General features: G+C 32.8%; 19 protein-coding genes, 5 tRNA genes and 1 rRNA gene. 23 read left to right on the top strand and 2 right to left on the bottom strand.

Features of this window, described 5'->3' with window-relative positions; all coding sequences use genetic code 11:
- Nucleotides 1–128 precede the first annotated feature (128 nt).
- The 23 genes from JCM14822_RS13555 (at nt 129) to JCM14822_RS13455 (ending at nt 13,390) form a co-directional block, all read left to right on the top strand.
- Nucleotides 129–200, top strand: a tRNA-Asn gene (locus JCM14822_RS13555).
- Between the two features lie 31 nt (nt 201–231).
- Nucleotides 232–303 (top strand) — tRNA-Glu (locus tag JCM14822_RS13550).
- A 1-nt stretch (nt 304) separates the two neighbouring features.
- A 5S ribosomal RNA gene (gene rrf / locus JCM14822_RS13545) occupies nt 305–422 on the top strand.
- A 3-nt stretch (nt 423–425) separates the two neighbouring features.
- Nucleotides 426–496, top strand: a tRNA-Cys gene (locus tag JCM14822_RS13540).
- A 32-nt stretch (nt 497–528) separates the two neighbouring features.
- A tRNA-Asn gene (locus JCM14822_RS13535) sits at nt 529–598 on the top strand.
- A 53-nt stretch (nt 599–651) separates the two neighbouring features.
- A tRNA-Cys gene (locus JCM14822_RS13530) sits at nt 652–722 on the top strand.
- A gap of 114 nt (nt 723–836) precedes the next feature.
- On the top strand, nt 837–956 hold the full coding sequence (locus JCM14822_RS22680) for an NAD(P)-dependent oxidoreductase (protein ID WP_083461456.1): 120 nt from the start codon (nt 837–839) through the stop codon (nt 954–956).
- An 81-nt stretch (nt 957–1,037) separates the two neighbouring features.
- Complete coding sequence (locus tag JCM14822_RS13525) at nt 1,038–1,526, top strand: Spo0B domain-containing protein (protein ID WP_054742907.1); 489 nt, start codon at nt 1,038–1,040, stop codon at nt 1,524–1,526.
- A 62-nt stretch (nt 1,527–1,588) separates the two neighbouring features.
- Nucleotides 1,589–1,972: a sensor histidine kinase gene (locus tag JCM14822_RS13520; RefSeq protein ID WP_054742906.1), complete on the top strand. Its 384-nt coding sequence runs from the start codon at nt 1,589–1,591 to the stop codon at nt 1,970–1,972.
- Between the two features lie 2 nt (nt 1,973–1,974).
- Complete coding sequence (locus JCM14822_RS13515; RefSeq protein WP_054742905.1) at nt 1,975–2,658, top strand: response regulator; 684 nt, start codon at nt 1,975–1,977, stop codon at nt 2,656–2,658.
- Nucleotides 2,659–2,761: 103 nt separating this feature from the next.
- Complete coding sequence (locus JCM14822_RS20995; RefSeq protein ID WP_172674826.1) at nt 2,762–2,938, top strand: hypothetical protein; 177 nt, start codon at nt 2,762–2,764, stop codon at nt 2,936–2,938.
- Between the two features lie 159 nt (nt 2,939–3,097).
- On the top strand, nt 3,098–3,298 hold the full coding sequence (locus JCM14822_RS13510; RefSeq protein ID WP_054742904.1) for a DUF951 domain-containing protein: 201 nt from the start codon (nt 3,098–3,100) through the stop codon (nt 3,296–3,298).
- A gap of 158 nt (nt 3,299–3,456) precedes the next feature.
- Nucleotides 3,457–3,747, top strand: coding sequence for a 30S ribosomal protein S6 (gene rpsF / locus JCM14822_RS13505; RefSeq protein WP_054742903.1), 291 nt, complete (start codon nt 3,457–3,459; stop codon nt 3,745–3,747).
- A gap of 27 nt (nt 3,748–3,774) precedes the next feature.
- On the top strand, nt 3,775–4,227 hold the full coding sequence (locus tag JCM14822_RS13500; protein ID WP_054742902.1) for a single-stranded DNA-binding protein: 453 nt from the start codon (nt 3,775–3,777) through the stop codon (nt 4,225–4,227).
- A 35-nt stretch (nt 4,228–4,262) separates the two neighbouring features.
- Nucleotides 4,263–4,496: a 30S ribosomal protein S18 gene (gene rpsR / locus JCM14822_RS13495; RefSeq protein WP_054742901.1), complete on the top strand. Its 234-nt coding sequence runs from the start codon at nt 4,263–4,265 to the stop codon at nt 4,494–4,496.
- A 310-nt stretch (nt 4,497–4,806) separates the two neighbouring features.
- Entirely contained in the window at nt 4,807–5,748 is a 942-nt protein-coding gene (locus JCM14822_RS13490; RefSeq protein ID WP_054742900.1) for a DUF2232 domain-containing protein, read from the top strand.
- Nucleotides 5,749–5,768: 20 nt separating this feature from the next.
- Nucleotides 5,769–7,766, top strand: coding sequence for a DHH family phosphoesterase (locus tag JCM14822_RS13485; RefSeq protein ID WP_054742899.1), 1,998 nt, complete (start codon nt 5,769–5,771; stop codon nt 7,764–7,766).
- Nucleotides 7,763–8,209 carry a 50S ribosomal protein L9 gene (gene rplI, locus JCM14822_RS13480; RefSeq protein WP_054742898.1) on the top strand — a complete coding sequence of 149 codons (447 nt, stop codon included), beginning with the start codon at nt 7,763–7,765 and terminating at the stop codon, nt 8,207–8,209. The genes JCM14822_RS13485 and rplI overlap by 4 nt, the downstream gene beginning before the upstream one ends.
- Nucleotides 8,210–8,273: 64 nt before the next feature.
- Nucleotides 8,274–9,602, top strand: a complete 1,329-nt coding sequence (gene dnaB, locus JCM14822_RS13475; RefSeq protein ID WP_054742897.1) for a replicative DNA helicase — start codon at nt 8,274–8,276, stop codon at nt 9,600–9,602.
- Between the two features lie 129 nt (nt 9,603–9,731).
- A complete protein-coding gene (locus JCM14822_RS13470) occupies nt 9,732–10,244 on the top strand; it encodes a GNAT family N-acetyltransferase (protein ID WP_054742896.1) in 513 nt (170 codons plus the stop codon).
- A 128-nt stretch (nt 10,245–10,372) separates the two neighbouring features.
- Nucleotides 10,373–10,882: a hypothetical protein gene (locus JCM14822_RS13465; RefSeq protein ID WP_054742895.1), complete on the top strand. Its 510-nt coding sequence runs from the start codon at nt 10,373–10,375 to the stop codon at nt 10,880–10,882.
- A gap of 16 nt (nt 10,883–10,898) precedes the next feature.
- Nucleotides 10,899–12,530 carry a carbon starvation CstA family protein gene (locus tag JCM14822_RS13460; protein ID WP_054742894.1) on the top strand — a complete coding sequence of 544 codons (1,632 nt, stop codon included), beginning with the start codon at nt 10,899–10,901 and terminating at the stop codon, nt 12,528–12,530.
- A gap of 203 nt (nt 12,531–12,733) precedes the next feature.
- Nucleotides 12,734–13,390 carry a helix-turn-helix domain-containing protein gene (locus JCM14822_RS13455; protein ID WP_054742893.1) on the top strand — a complete coding sequence of 219 codons (657 nt, stop codon included), beginning with the start codon at nt 12,734–12,736 and terminating at the stop codon, nt 13,388–13,390.
- Between the two features lie 149 nt (nt 13,391–13,539).
- On the opposite strand, the gene pflA is transcribed toward JCM14822_RS13455, so the two are convergent.
- Nucleotides 13,540–14,268: a pyruvate formate-lyase-activating protein gene (gene pflA / locus JCM14822_RS13450; RefSeq protein ID WP_157047765.1), complete on the bottom strand. Its 729-nt coding sequence runs from the start codon at nt 14,266–14,268 to the stop codon at nt 13,540–13,542.
- Nucleotides 14,269–14,460: 192 nt separating this feature from the next.
- The gene (gene pflB, locus JCM14822_RS13445) at nt 14,461–16,689 is read right to left on the bottom strand and encodes a formate C-acetyltransferase (protein WP_054742891.1); all 2,229 of its coding nucleotides are present in this window, start codon (nt 16,687–16,689) and stop codon (nt 14,461–14,463) included.
- Between the last annotated feature and the right edge of the window lie 25 nt (nt 16,690–16,714).

The raw sequence follows: 16,714 nt of genomic DNA, 5'->3' as shown, positions 1-16,714 counted from the left end.
AAATAAAAGGTTAAAGGCGAATAAAAAGATTCGTTAATAATTGTGTTTAGTTTTGGAAGTATAAAAAATATTGACATAAGTTAATGAATGTGATATACTTCTTAAGTAATCAGATAAGTAAAATATATTCCTCGATAGCTCAGCGGCAGAGCATTCGGCTGTTAACCGAAGGGTCGTAGGTTCGAACCCTACTCGGGGAGTTTTCAATAGAATAGTATTGAATATATAAAAGGCCCGTTGGTCAAGCGGTTAAGACATCGCCCTTTCACGGCGGTAACACGAGTTCGATTCTCGTACGGGTCATTTTGGTGACGATGCGCTTGGGGGACACACCCGTTTCCATTCCGAACACGTTGGTTAAGACCTAAGCGGCTGATGATACTTGGCTGGAGATGGCTTGGGAAAGTAAGTGGTTGCCAAATTATGGCGGCATAGCCAAGTGGTAAGGCAGAGGTCTGCAACACCTTCATCACCAGTTCAAATCTGGTTGCCGCCTTTAATCTTAAATTAATAGGTTTAAGGTGATATTCCTCGATAGCTCAGCGGCAGAGCATTCGGCTGTTAACCGAAGGGTCGTAGGTTCGAACTACTCGGGGAGTTTAATTATTATTACTAATAATTACATATTAATAAATATATAATTTAGTAGATGGCGGCATAGCCAAGTGGTAAGGCAGAGGTCTGCAACACCTTCATCACCAGTTCAAATCTGGTTGCCGCCTTAGTTAAAAAGAGATTAAAGTATTAACTTTAATCTCTTTTTGTTGTTTAAAATATAATTAGTAAATTAAAGATGATTAGAGTAACACAGTTAAAAAAGATTGTTAAATGCAAAAATGAAACAAGATGCAATTCTCATTAATACAGCACGTGGTGAATTACGAGACGTTGATGCTATTATTAGAGGAATTGAAAGCGGTAAATTAGGTGGATTTGCTACAGACGTACTTGAATGAGAATCTCAAATCTTCTTCAAAGATTTATCAGAAGGTACTATTAAGTACTTTGCCTATCGTATAAAGAAAGCTACATTAAATATGGAACCAGAAGAGATTAGTAGGTTATATACGCAAAAAGAAATCATTTTAAATAGTGTACAAGAAGGTATTATTGCATTAGATACTAGAAATCAAATTAGTGAAATGAATGAAAGAGCTGCAAGGTTATTAGAAGAAGAGTTATTGGATAAATTACGATTTAATTTACAGGAAAAGCGTTTTAGTAGAATGCAGGAATATTGCATTCACTTAAAAAAGTTGTTTATAAGTATTCAACCTGTAATAAGAGAAGAGGTATATTTAGGTGCTGTTATTACAATTTTGGATCAAGAAGAAATTAACCGCATTGCTAAAGAGATTACTGGAGTAGAAGAGATTAATAAGAACTTAAGAGCTACTGTGCATGAGTTTAAGAATAATCTACATGTGATATTGGGATTATTACAGCTGAAGGTGAAGAAGCAAAGAAATATATTCAGCAGATACAAAAAACTAAGGCAGAAGAAGAAAATCAATTTAGTTATGTAAAAGACTATTATGTAAGAGCACTTTTATTAAGTAGATGTATTATGGATAAGGAGAGACAAGCTATGCTAATAGTAACAGAAGATTCTTATCTTGAACGTACTCATGGTTATATAGATTCTCATGATTTGATTACGATTATAGGAAACCTAATAGAAAATGCACTTGAAGCATGTAGCAAGGCTGATATAAATGATAAAGATGTTATTGTAAATTTACAGGAAGATGAAGAGCGAATTATTATTGAAGTAAGTGATTATGGTGAACAGATTCCACTAGAAATAAAAGAAAACTTATTTGAATTAGGCACCTCATCTAAAGGAGAAGGAAGAGGTACTGGGCTATATTTAGTAAAAAATCGTATCGCCTTATATAATGGAGACATTAAGCTGATAGAAGAAGAGGGAGAGAAGCTACTTGAAGTAACACTTCCTAAAGGAGTAGTATAAAAATGAGTAAAGTATTAATCGTAGAAGATGATCCAATGGTAGGATTGATTAACAAGAAATATTTAGAACAGATGGGAATCATGACTAGTTATGGACCTGTAATGATAGAAGAAGAAGTTTTTAAATATGTAGAGAGTGAAAAAATTGATTTAATCCTATTAGATGAGTATTTACCACAGAAGAAAGGTATGGATATCTTGAAAGCATTACGTGATAAAGGGTTTTATTGTGATGTGATTATGATTACAGCAGCTAATAATCAAAATGAAGTAGAAAAAGCGTATGCCTATGGTGTAATTGATTATTTAATAAAACCATTTGAGTTTGAACGCTTTCAAGAAGCTATAGAAAAGCATTTAAAAAGAAGACAGTGGCTTAATAATAAAGGAACGATTAAGCAAGTGGATATTGATCGTATAGAAGAGAGAGATGAAACAAATATAGAATTACCAAAAGGGAAAAATAAAAGAATCCTAGATAAAATTATTGCTTTCTTACAACAAGAACCAGAGAAGGTATGGACTTTAAGAGAACTTGCTAAAGCAATACAAATTAGTAATGTAACGATTAAAAAGTATATGGATTATTTAGAGGAAACACAGCAGATTGACGTTAAGTTAACTAGTGGAAATGTAGGAAGACCTGAACATCAATATAAGCTTAAAAGTAATCAATACAAAATATAAATCTTAATAATCGATGAAAAATTTTGAATAGAAAATAATAAGTTGAAAAAGTATTTAAAATAACATAAAATGGTGTTAATAAATTTTATGGAGGGGTAGGAATATGGGATATGATAAATATAAGTATTATGGTTTTTTAGGTTTATTATCTTTAATTGGATTAAAAGGTTTTAGTACAGAAAACTATATGTGGTGTTTATTCTTTATCAACTATTTATGGTTTACTTTCTTTTATGAAAATAGCATTGTATATAAAATGAAAATGTTTAATAAAGCATAAATACCTGCAGCGCAAATAATAATTTATTAACGAGAAAGACTATCTAAAAAAGATAGTCTTTTTTGGGCATATATTAGACAAAAAAACTAAGGGAAAGTATAATAAAAGTCATTAAAAAGTGTATAATCATCATAAAAAATGGTTATAAAGAAAAGGAGGATGCGCATGAACTATCAAGTTGGAGATGTTGTACAAATGAAAAAGCCACATCCATGCGGTACAAATGAATGGGAAATCCTACGTGTGGGTGCAGATTTTAAGTTACGCTGTATTGCATGTAATCATTTAATTATGATACCACGTATAAAGTTTGAAAAAAGCGTAAAAAAGATTCTGAGACAAGCAGTAAACAATGAATAAGATTAAAAAAATTAGACAAAAATTTACCTATATTTGCTAAATTTTTAATTAGCAAAAAGGCTTGTTTTTCATAATCTTTTGTGGTATCATATAAAACTGTAATGTAATCCTTGCTCTACACATCGATGTAGGGCCAAAGACCAGAAGGAGGTGTCATAATGAAAAATTATGAATTATCAGTTGTGTTATTCTCAACATTAAGCGAAGAAGAAAGAGTAGCGACACTTGAAAAAGTGAAAGAACTTATCGTACGTTTCGGTGGAGAAATCACAAACGTTGACGATTGGGGCAAAAGAAAACTTGCTTACGAAATCGAAAAACAAAGAGAAGGTTTCTATTACTTCATTCAATTCAATGCTGAAACTTCTGCTCCAGCAGAAATCGAAGCTAGAGTTCGCATCATGGAACAAGTTCTTCGTTACTTAATCGTATCTCTTGAAGATAAATAATAATTTCCTGAAGGAAGGGGTCTGAGTATGAACAAAGTTATATTAATGGGACGTTTGACTAGAGATCCAGAAGTGCGCTATTCTCAATCAGCTAATCCAGTTGCAGTAGCAAGATACGGAATTGCTGTAAGAAGACAATTTGCAAAACCAGGTGAACAAGATGTTGATTTCTTCAATATCGTATCATTCGGTAAAGCAGGAGAATTTGCTGAGAAGTACTTCAGAAAAGGCCAAATGGTTGCTGTTGTTGGACGCTTGCAAGTAAATACTTGGGAAGACCAACAAAAAGTGAAACATACATCAATTGATGTAGTCGCAGAAGAACAACACTTTGCAGAGAGCAGATCTTCAGCAGAATCTCGTGGTGTAATGATGGATGCTCCAACTAGTGCACCCGCACCAAGTTCCTCTTCAGGAAATTCAGCAGTAGGATTTACACCTACTACTAACTTTGAAGAAGATGACGATTTACCATTTTAATTAGAAACAGTAATTAAAGAAGGAGGGAATACACAATGGCAATGCAAAAAAGACATAATCGTAGAAGACGTAAAATAAATCAATTTGCTGGTGATAAAATCAAAAAAATCAACTACAAAGATATCAATACTCTTAAGAAATTTATCTCTGAAAGAGGTAAAATTCTTCCAAGAAGAATCACTGGTAACTCAGCTAAAGCACAACGTAAACTTACAGTTGCTATCAAACGTGCAAGACACATTGCACTTTTACCATACACACAAGATTAATTTTTGATACATTAGCACATTATATAGAGAGAAACAGGCACAAATACCAAACAATATGCACACACCACTGCTTAGCCGGCAGTGGTTTTTTTATTTTCATTTCTTGTGTATAGGGTACTACTAGAATTAAAAGTCGAATCTATGGTATAATAATACAACGTATATTTATTTTGATAGAATAATACAATCAGTATGTTAATATTAATAAGTAGTTTATATTACTTAAAATATAAAAAATAGATAACGTAGTTGATTAAAATACAAAGGAGGGACGATTTTCAATGAAACAAGATACAAAAAAACGCTTACATTGTGTGTATTACTTGTATTTTATATCATTTTAGCAATACCGGGTATATATAATATAGGTACAACAATTATTTTACCTTTTGTAGTGATACCACTTACGCTGTATTTGATAAAAAATACTTTAGGGTATAAGACACATATTTTATACCATGTGGCGACGTTATTAGCTATTTATGCATTAACAGCAAGCATAGAAAGTTGTTTGATTTATATTACTGGTATTATTGTACCAGCATATGCTGTAGCATATTTTTATAAAAAGAAGTATCCTTTACCAAATACAATTATGTATGCTGGCATTATAAGTGGAGTTGCTTGTTTAATTTATCAGGGACTTATGAAATGGTTAGGTATGAATTATGAACTTGAGTACATCCTTCTTATTGAAGAGTTGAAAAACGCATTATTACCTATTGTGACAGCGCAGCTTACTGCAACATCGAAGGTGGTAGATAAAGGGCTTGAAGTACAATTGGTGCAAATGTTTATAGGCAATTTAGATTTAATAAAACAATTGTTTGCTTCAATGATAATTATACACACTTTTATTTGTACAATTATACAAGTACTTATTACACATATTATTTTACGACGTAAGGATAAAGAATTGCCTAAGTTTGGTCAGTTGTTAGATTTTAAAATATCTAGGTTATTATTAGTAGTACTCGCAGGGGCAATATTGCTAGTAGCTACAGCAACTGATTCATTAAGTAGTACAATGATTTTAGGTATGAATGTAGTTGTAATCATGTATATGTTATTTATGTTATTAGGGCTTCTTAGTGTTATTGGAATCATTAAAAAATCATCAATTAATAAGGGGTTAAAAATCATAAGTAGTATTTTCTTGGGTGTTTTAATAATAGTATCGCCTACACTTCTTATACTATTTGGCTTTCTTGATACAGTTTTTAATTTTAGGAAAGTAACAATTGTGGTTTAATACACAGAAAGGATAGGGATATGAAGAAACTTTTTGGGAATCATTCTTCTTATGCAATATGGATATTAAGGCTTTCGCAGCTTTTAATGATTATAGGCATTATTTTGCAGTCTGTTAGGTTATTTCATGTACCCCATGCTATTGTGAGCTTAAGCATATTTGTAATGTTGTTGGCGATTACAGTAGTTGCAGAGAGAAGAATAAATAATTTTATAAAGGCGCAGATTTCACAGTGTGTAGAGGAATTGACTACAATTAAAGATACAATGTTTGCTAATTCTCAAATACCTGTTGCTATTATAGAAGAAGCAGGTGAGATTATGTGGTTTAATAAAACATTTTCAGACATTTGTGAAGAAGAAGTAACTATTGGGTTAGACATTAAAGGAGTTATACCAGATATTAAAGTAAATGAATTTAGTGGGTTAGAGAATATACCGCCTATGATGATGGAACTTAAAAATAAAAAGTTTGATTTAAATATAGAAAAAATAGATGGTGAAAAAACTCGATTTGTTTTATATTTCTTAGATACAACAGAAAATGAATTTTTAAAGAAACAAATCAGTGATCAACGTTGTATGATGGGATATTTGTGTATTGATAACATTGACGAGATTACACATAGTATAGAAGAAGTTAGAAGACCTATGCTGCTTGCTATTATTGATCGTAAGATTAATTTATGGTTTAAAGAGCGTGAAGTAGTTATTGCTCGTATTGAACGTGATAAATATATCATGATTTTCAATCGTAAAGAACTTGAAAAAATGGAGCAGACTAAATTTGATTTATTAGATGAAATGCGTCATATACAAGTAGGAAATGAACTTCCAGTTACAATTAGCATAGGAATAGGGAATAACATTAAATCACTTACAGGTTCTAAAGAAGATGCGAGAATTGCATTTGATTTAGCCCAGGGACGTGGTGGAGACCAGGCTATTATTAAGCATCATGATAAATATACTTTCTATGGTGGTAAAACTAAAGAAGTTGAAAAGAGTGCCCGTGTAAAAGTTAGGATTAAGGCTTATGCCTTCAAAGAACTTTTACATGAAGCTGATAAAGTATTTATTATGGGACATAAAGGCATAGATATGGATTGCTTAGGAGCGGCTATGGGAGTTTATCGTGCATCTGCACTTATGGGTAAGAAGGCACAGATTATATTAAGAGAACCTACCTTTGCGATTAAGGCTTTGTATGATAGAATAATAGAATCAAAAGAATATGAAGATTTATTTATAACACCTGAAGAAGCTGAAAAAGAAATTAAAAAAGATACTTTACTTGTTATAGTAGATGTTCATAGAAAAAGTTATATAGAATGTCCTGAATTCTTAGATAAGTTTGAAAAAGTGGTCGTATTTGACCATCATCGCCGTAGTACTGATTTTATTGAAGATGCAGTACTTACTTATGTAGAACCATTCATTTCATCTACATGTGAGATGATTTCAGAGATTTTAAATTACTTAAGCGACAAAATTAAATTAACCCCTATTGAAGCAGATGCACTTTTAGCAGGGATTACTATTGATACAAAGAACTTTATGTCTAAAGCAGGGGTTAGAACCTTTGAGGCGGCAGCTTTTCTAAGAAGAAATGGTGCAGATAGTACGAGAGTACGTATGTTATTCCAAGATGATATGGAAATATATAAAGTACGTGCTACAGCTATTAAGGAAGCTGAGATTTGGGATGGGAATTTAGCAATTGCCGATGTCAATGGGGCAGCACCTCATGCGAATATTATAGCAGCACAGGTTGCTGATGAACTTCTTAATATTAAGGGAATTGAGGCTTCATTTGTATTAACACCTCAAGAAGAATATATCATAATTAGTGCTAGAGCATTAAATAAAGTTAATGTACAACGTATTATGGAGTTATTAGGTGGCGGTGGTCACTTAGGTATTGCGGGGGCACAAATTAAAGATGTTTCATTACAAGAGGCTAGAATACTACTACAAGATGCAATAACTAAATATAATGAGGAAGGTGAATCAAAATGAAAGTAATTTTAACACAAGATGTAAAAAAAGTTGGTAAAAAAGGTGATTTATTGGAAGTAAAAGATGGATATGCACGTAATGCATTATTCCCAAAAGGGTTAGCAGTAGAAGCAAATGCTGTAAACATGAATAATAGAAAACTAGAGCAAAATGCAGCAGCTAAACGTAAACAACATGAATTAGATGAAGCTAAAGCAGTTGCTGAAAAACTTAATGAAAAAGAAATCAAAATACCAGTAAAAACTGGTGAAGGTGGAAAAGTATTTGGTTCTGTTACATCAAAAGAAATCGCAGAAGTAATTAAAAAAGATTTAGGTGTAGCAGTAGATAAAAAGAAAATCCAATTAAAAGATCCAATTAAAGGATTAGGTGGATTAAAAGTAACAATTAAATTACATCCACAAGTATTTGCAACAGTGAGCGTTTTTGTTGTAGAAGCATAATTAATGACTATATAAGACGATAATATATTATAACAAATATAATACAAAAGAAGAGGAATAGGCTATGGAGCAAGTACCTAATATGAGAATTCCGCCACATAGTTTGGAGGCGGAACAGTCTGTTTTAGGTTCCATGATTTTAGATCATGAAGCTGTTATTGTTGCTAGTGAAATATTACGACCTGAAGACTTTTATAGACCTGATCATGAGCAAATTTATGCAGCTATTATTGAGCTATATACAAGCGGAAATCCTATAGACCTTATTACTATCCAGGATAAATTAGTTCAAAAGGGCGTATTAGAACAGATAGGTGGTTTAGCTTATGTGGCTGAACTTGCAAGCAGTGTACCTACATCAGCCCATATTAAACAGTATGCAAAGATTGTAGAAGAAAAGGCAACGCTAAGAAGACTAATTAAAGCCAGTAATGAAATTGCTGCAAAAAGTTATGAGGGTGAAGAACCTATTGATAGCATTATGAGTTTTGCAGAAAAGCAAGTTTTTGATATTCTTCAAAATAAGAGTACAGAAGATTTTACTGGTATTGATGAGATTGTTATTACTTCAATCGATAAGATTGAAGAAGCCCATCAAAGTAAGGGTGGTATTACAGGGATTGAAACGGGATTTATTGACTTAGATCAGCGTACTGCAGGACTTCAACCATCCGATTTAGTCTTAGTAGCAGCCAGACCTTCTATGGGTAAGACAGCCTTTGCTCTTAATATCATTCAAACAGCCGGTATTAAGAATAAGCAAAGTGTTGCTGTATTTAGTCTGGAAATGTCAAAGGATCAATTAGTAAGCCGTATGCTTTGCGCAGAGGCTATGGTTGATTCACAAAAGGCACGTACAGGGATGTTAGAGAAAGAAGATTGGGATCGTCTTGCTAGAAGTATTCCCAATATTGCAGATTCTAGAATCTTCATTGATGATACAGCTGGTATTAATGTTATGGAAATGCGTGCAAAATGTAGAAGACTTAAGATGGAAAAAGGATTAGACCTTATTATGATTGACTACTTACAACTTATGAGCGGAAGTGGCAAGGGTGATTCTAGACAACAAGAGATTTCAGATATCTCACGTTCATTAAAGGCACTTGCAAGGGAGATGAATGCTCCTGTAATTGCCTTATCGCAGCTTTCTCGTGCATGTGAAACAAGAACAGACCATAGACCAATGCTTTCGGATTTAAGGGAATCTGGAGCCATTGAACAGGATGCTGACGTTGTTATGTTCTTGTATCGTGATGAATATTATCATCCGGATACGGATAAGAAAAATGTTGGTGAAGTTATTATTGCCAAACAAAGAAATGGTCCTACGGGAACGGTAGAGCTTGTATGGCTTGGACAGTACACTAAATTTGCAAATATGCAGCATTAGTATAAAGCAGATATAGAAGACGGCTATAGCATCTTAGAATGTTATAACCGTCTTTTTAGATATAATAAGATATATAAAAGACTCAGAAATTTTGTGCTAAAAGCAAATCATTGAAAGGATATAGAGCAGATGGCAAAAGAATTAAAAAAACTTACATTTGAACGAATTACAGAAGAAGATATTGAGATTGTACGAGAAATTTATTTATACTACATCAAGAATTCTACAGCGACCTTTCATATAAAAGAAATTGGTTATGAAGAGATGAGGCAGCTTGTAATATTTAAAAATCCTAAGTATGAAAGTTATTTAATCAAACAAGATAATGAGGTATGTGGATATGTAATATTAACACAGTTCAAACCAAGAGAAGCCTTTGGACATAGTGCAGAAGTAACCATTTATTTAAAATATGGCTATGAAGGGTGTGGTATAGGCAAACAGGCATTAGCTTTTATAGAAGAACGTGCTAGAAAGCCAGAAAAAGAAATAAATACTTTATTAGCTTTAGTATGCGGTGAAAACATAGGAAGCCGTACATTGTTTGAAAAAAGTGATTATGTGATATGCGGTGAATTTAAGCGCATAGGCTATAAATTTGAAAGATGGCTTGATTTAATAATTTATCAAAAATTTATTTAATAAAGATGAAAAAGGAGATAATGACAGAATACCAATAAAAATAGAACAACTATTCTGAAAGTATTTATTTTAGTGTTTGAATTTGATAAAATTAATTAGTAAAGTAAATGCGTAGGGGAGAGTTTATAGTGAATATAGACCAGGAAAAATATCTAGAATTAATGGAGAGTAGGCTTCAAACTTATTTTGAAATTGAGAAAGATAAGATGTTAGAAGGTGAAAAATTTAATCTTTATGGAAAGTATCATATGATATTGGGGAGAACTTTCTTAAGCAAAAAGGATATTATTGATAAGTTTGAAACCAATGAACATGTTATGATTAAATGTATAGATAATCTAACACAAGATGATTTAGAAAGGTATTTGGCGTATTTAAGTGATTTATCTAAGAAATTGGTAAATCTTAATAAGTATCATAAAAGTACATATTTAAATTTTGTTTTAGTAATTCGTCATAACTTGCAGTGTGATTTAAGCACAATTAAGAAGTATAAATATGAAAAGATATTTGGATTTTATCTTAAAGGTTTTTGTGAAGTAAGGTTAGTTGTAATAGAACTTCCTACAGGTAAAGTATTTACTAATAGGGATGGTAAATGTGTTAGGAAGGCGTATATGCCTTTTTATAAAAAATAAAGGGGGGGAGAATTCAATGAATTCTTTAGTATTACTTTTTATTGCAGTAATTTTATTTTTAGGAGCCTATATTGGATATGGTGGATGGCTTGTTAAGAAGTGGGGGATTGATTCGAAAAGAAAAACACCATCAGAAACTAAATTTGACAATGTAGACTATGTACCAACTGATGCCAAAGTATTATTAGGACATCATTTTTCATCTATTGCAGGTGCAGGCCCTATTACAGGACCAATTTTAGCATCTATTTTTGGATGGCTTCCAGTATATTTATGGATTTTAGTTGGATCTGTATTTATTGGTGGTGTACATGACTTTGGTGCTTTATTTGCATCTATTAGACACGATGGTAAAAGTATTGGTGAGATTATTAGAATTAATATAGGACGTAGAGGCAAAATTGTTTTTAACTTTTTTGCGTATGCAACACTTATATTAGTTGTAGCCGCCTTTACTAGTATTTGTGCATCAACTTTTGCATTTGATGCGACAGTTCCAGAAAAACTTATAGGGGCACAAGCAGGTACAGCTTCTGTGTTATTTATTATTTTAGCAGTATTATTTGGATTCTTTGTATATCGTAAACATGCAAATTTAGGTATCGCAACAATTATAGGGGTAGTACTATTATTCCTTTGCATTTTTGTAGGGTATAAATTCCCTATCTTAAAACTCTCACAAAATGCATGGAATATAATCTTAATGATTTATATAGCGGTTGCATCTATTTTACCAGTATGGATTTTATTACAACCTAGAGACTATTTATGTTCTTTTTTACTTTATGCTATGCTTGCAGGAGGTGTAATAGGTCTTTTACTTTATAGACCAACTATTGTTGCACCTGCTTATGCTGGCTTTGAAGTAGGGGGACAAACATTATTCCCATTCTTATTTGTAACAGTTGCTTGTGGTGCTATTTCAGGATTCCACTCACTTGTTAGTTCAGGAACAACTTCTAAACAAATTAAAAGTGAAAAAGACGCTAGGCTCATTGGATATGGTTCTATGCTTATTGAAGGTATTGTAGCTGTTATTGCGCTTATTACAGTATGTTATGTAGCAAAAGCAGAAGGAACACCAACAGCTATTTTTGCTGCAGGTCTTTCAGAGTTTATGAGCAAATTTGGTCTTTCAGTAGAAATAGGTCAAGTATTTGTTACATTAGCATTCTCAGCTTTTGCTCTTACAAGCTTAGATACAGCTACTAGAATCGGACGTTATATTTTCCAAGAAATGTTTGATGAAGCTAGTGAACCTGTTAAAAAGGTATTTGCAAATCCTGTTACGGCTACAGTTATTACGGTAGGGTTATCTACAGGTATTATTGGTTATGGCTATACAAAGATTTGGCCAGTATTCGGCGCAGCTAATCAACTTCTTGGTGCACTTGCATTATTAGCTATTACAAGCTGGCTTGCTAATTTAAAACGTCAATCGATTATGACAGCAATACCTATGGTATTTATGTTTGCAGTAACTGTAGCAGCTTTAATATTGTTAATCAAACAATATGTATTTAGTGCAGAACCTAACTATATTTTAGGTGTCATCGCAATTATATTATTTGCTTTAGCTATATGGATTATCATAGAGGCTATTTTGAAGGCAACAAAATATACAGAAAGTAGCAATGTAAAAATGTAATAAAAATATAAAGATATATATAATTAGGAGGATATAAAGGAACATTTTGCAGATGGATTTGCAAGATGTTCCTTTTATTTTAGATACTCTTGCAAATTTTTTTTGAGACACCATTTAACAAATAAAATATTCTTAAAATATTGTATTATTGTAAAAATATGGTATAATAATAATATATAGTACAAAAGAATGGGGGAGCAAAAATGTTACAAGAAAAAGACTTTCTCACAGTAAAAGATGTAGCTGAAAAGCTAGAAACAGAGGCTTACGTACTTAGATTTTATGAGAAGGAACTTAATTTAAACATTAAACGAAATTCAAAAGGTCATAGGGTATACACTTTAGAGGATGTAGAAATGTTTAGAAAGATACTAGAAATGAGGGAACAGGGGTTACAGTTAAAAGCAATAGAAGGTATTATGCATGATTCAAATAAAGAGATTAAAGAGAGTTATGAACAGCTGAGCAGTACACAATTCGCACCAACAACAGCCCAAACTAACAGTGTAACGACTATTGATATTGATGATCCTAATAATGAGAAAGTAAAAGCATTTATGGGGATGATTACACAGGCCGTTATAGAAGGTAATAAGGCTGCAGTAGAAAGTATTAGAAGTGAGATGCGCATAGAAATAAATCGTGAAGTTGATAAAAAAATGAATATGTATGAGGAAAGACAAGATGCTAAGAATGAAGAATACTATCGTAAGTTAGATGAGACTATGCGTGAAGTGCAGAAGATGCGCAAAGAACTAGGGGAAAATAGAGAATGCGAAAAAATAGAAAAACAATCATTTTTGAACAGGATATTTAAGGGAAAGAAAACAGTAGATTCACAAACCGCCAAAGAAATGTAATAGAAAATACCCAATATATACCTTATAAAAGCCCCGTATGAGGCTTTTTATTTTGCCCCAAATAAGAGAGTAATAGCATAAAACAATAACTTGCTTTATGCTATTACTCTCTTATAAAATCTATTTAGTGAAAAATCCTTTAGAAGGTATTAACCTACGACAGGTAAATTATATTTTTCGAAAATTGCTTTTGCTGTATTTGTAGCATCTATAGATGGTTCTTGTATATCATGTAAATCATATGAATAGCCAAGTTGTTCCCATTTATATTCACCCATTTTATGGAATGGTAAAATATCAATACGCTCTACATTATTAAGTGTCGTTAAGAACTTCGCAAGATTTTCAATATCTTCTGCATCATCTGTAAGGTTTGGTACATATACGTAACGAACCCAGATAGGGATATTACGTTCTTCTAAGTGTTTAGCAAATGCAAGTGTTGGTTCTAAATCAACACCAGTTAAATTTTTAAATTTATCTTCATTATAGCACTTAATATCTAATAGGACGAGATCTGTATAATCAAGTACAGGATCAGCTTTATCTAAGGCTATATGGCCAGAACTATCAATAGCAGTATGTAAGCCTTCCTTTTTACATTTGATCAGTAAATCTCTTACGAAGTCAGCTTGCATAAATGGTTCACCACCACTAATAGTAACACCACCATTAGAAGCATTCATAAATGGTTTATATTTAACAATATCAGTAATAAGTTCTTCAGTATCAGCTTCTTTCCCGTCATGTAATTTCCAAGTATCTGGATTATGACAATATTTACATCTTAATGGACAACCTTGTGTGAAAACAATATAACGAAGGCCTGGACCGTCTACAGCACCGCAAGTTTCAATTGAATGTATTCTGCCTTTCATGTTCATACCTCCTAAATAATTTTATAAATTATACATACTTAAATAAGAGCATGTAATAAAGTGATTTTAATTTTTATGAAAGTGAGAGAAGTTCATCTCTCTTTTTTATTATAAACAATTAATAAAGAGGATGCAAACATCCTCTTTAAAATAAGTTTTATTTAATAATTTTTATTATTTAGTAATCAATTATTAGAAGTGATTGTGGAATGTTCTGTTGATAACATCCATTTGTTGTTCTCTTGTTAAACGGATAAAACGAACAGCGTATCCAGATACACGGATTGTAAGTTGAGGGTATTTTTCTGGATGATCCATAGCATCAAGTAATGTTTCACGTTGAAGAACGTTAACGTTTACATGGTGTGGAGCTTGTACGAAGTATCCATCAAGAAGACCTGTTAAGTTGTTGATTTGTTCTTCTTCTGTTTTACCAAGAGCACTTGGAATGATAGAGAATGTATTAGAAATACCATCTAATGAATCTCTGTATGGAAGTTTAGCTACAGAAGAAAGTGATGCAAGAGCACCATTTACGTCTCTACCGTGCATTGGGTTAGCACCTGGAGCAAGTGGTTGACCTGCTTTACGTCCATCAGGTGTGTTACCTGTTTTCTTACCATATACAACGTTTGATGTAATAGTTAAGATTGATGTTGTTGGGATAGAATTTCTGTATGTGTGATGTTTTCTAATTTTGTTCATGAAGTTTTGAACAAGTTCAACAGCGATTTGGTCTACGCGGTCATCGTTGTTACCATAAGCTGGGTATTCACCTTCGATTTCGTAATCTGTAGCAAGACCAGTTTCATCTCTTACAACTTTAACTTTAGCATATTTGATAGCTGAAAGTGAGTCAACTACAACTGAGAAACCAGCAATACCTGTAGCGAATGTACGTTCAACATCTGTATCATGAAGAGCCATTTCAAGTGATTCATAGTGATATTTATCATGCATGAAGTGGATTACGTTTAATGTATCAACATATACTTTTGCAAGCCAATCCATCATAACATTGAATTTAGCCATAACTTCATCGAAGTCAAGGTATTCAGCTGTAATTGGTTGATATTCTGGAGCAACTTGTTCACCTGTCATTTCATCACGTCCACCATTGATAGCGTAAAGTAATGTTTTTGCAAGGTTAGCACGAGCGCCGAAGAATTGCATTTCTTTTCCGACTTTCATAGCAGATACACAACAAGCTACTGTGTAATCATCACCATAGTGTAATCTCATTAAGTCATCATTTTCGTATTGGATAGATGATGTTTTGATAGAGATATCAGCACAGTATTTTTTGAATGTTTCTGGAAGTCTTGGAGACCAAAGAATTGTTAAGTTTGGTTCTGGAGATGGTCCAAGGTTAATTAATGTGTGAAGTACACGGTAAGCAGTTTTTGTTACCATGTGACGTCCATCAATACCTAAACCACCGATAGCTTCAGATACCCAAGCAGGGTCACCAGAGAATAATTCATTGTACTCTGGAATACGAAGGAAACGAACCATACGAAGTTTCATTACGAAATGATCGATGAATTCTTGGATTTGTTCTTCTGTGTATTTACCAGCTTTAAGGTCTCTTTCAGCATAGATATCAAGGAATGTTGTGTTACGTCCGATTGACATAGCAGCACCATCTTGTTGTTTTACAGCACCAAGGTAACCGAAGTATAACCATTGGATAGCTTCTTTGATATCTGAAGCTGGTTTAGAAATATCAAAGCCATATTTTTCAGCCATTTTTTTGAGATCTTGAAGAGCAATAATTTGTTCTGCAATTTCTTCACGACGACGTACAACATCTTCTGTCATAGGAGATACGTCTAATTGATCTTTATCTGCAAGTTTTTCTTCAATTAAGAAGTCAACACCATATAAAGCAACACGACGGTAATCACCAACGATACGTCCACGACCATAAGCATCTGGAAGACCTGTGATGATGTGGCTGTGACGACAAGCTCTCATATCTTTTGTGTAAGCTTGGAATACAGCTGTATTGTGTGTTTTGTGGTATTTTGTGAAAATTTCTTTTGTTTGTGGGTCTAATTCATAACCGTAAGATTTAAGAGCTAATTCTACAGTACGGATACCACCATTTGGCATGATATTTCTTTTTAATGGTTTGTCTGATTGAAGACCAACGATTGTTTCAAGCTCTTTATCTAAGTAACCAGCAGCATGAGATGTAAGTGTAGATGGAACTTTTGTTTCAGCATCTAAGATACCTTTTTTAAGTTCTTCATCCATAAGTTCACGTACTTTTGACCATAAAGTAGTTGTAGCTTCTGTAGGACCTACTAAGAAAGAATCATCTCCATCATATGGTGTATAGTTGTTTTGAATGAAGTCTCTAGTATTGATTTCTTTTGACCAAATACCAGTTTTAAAACCATTCCATTGTTCAAACATTAATAATCACTCCTTAATTTAATTG

The sequence above is a fragment of the Cellulosilyticum ruminicola JCM 14822 genome (genome assembly GCF_001311925.1).
Classification (GTDB): Bacteria; Bacillota; Clostridia; order Lachnospirales; family Cellulosilyticaceae; genus Cellulosilyticum; species Cellulosilyticum ruminicola.
The sequence above is the reverse complement of the archived record's forward strand: the minus strand, read 5'-3'. Positions and strand labels throughout refer to the sequence as shown.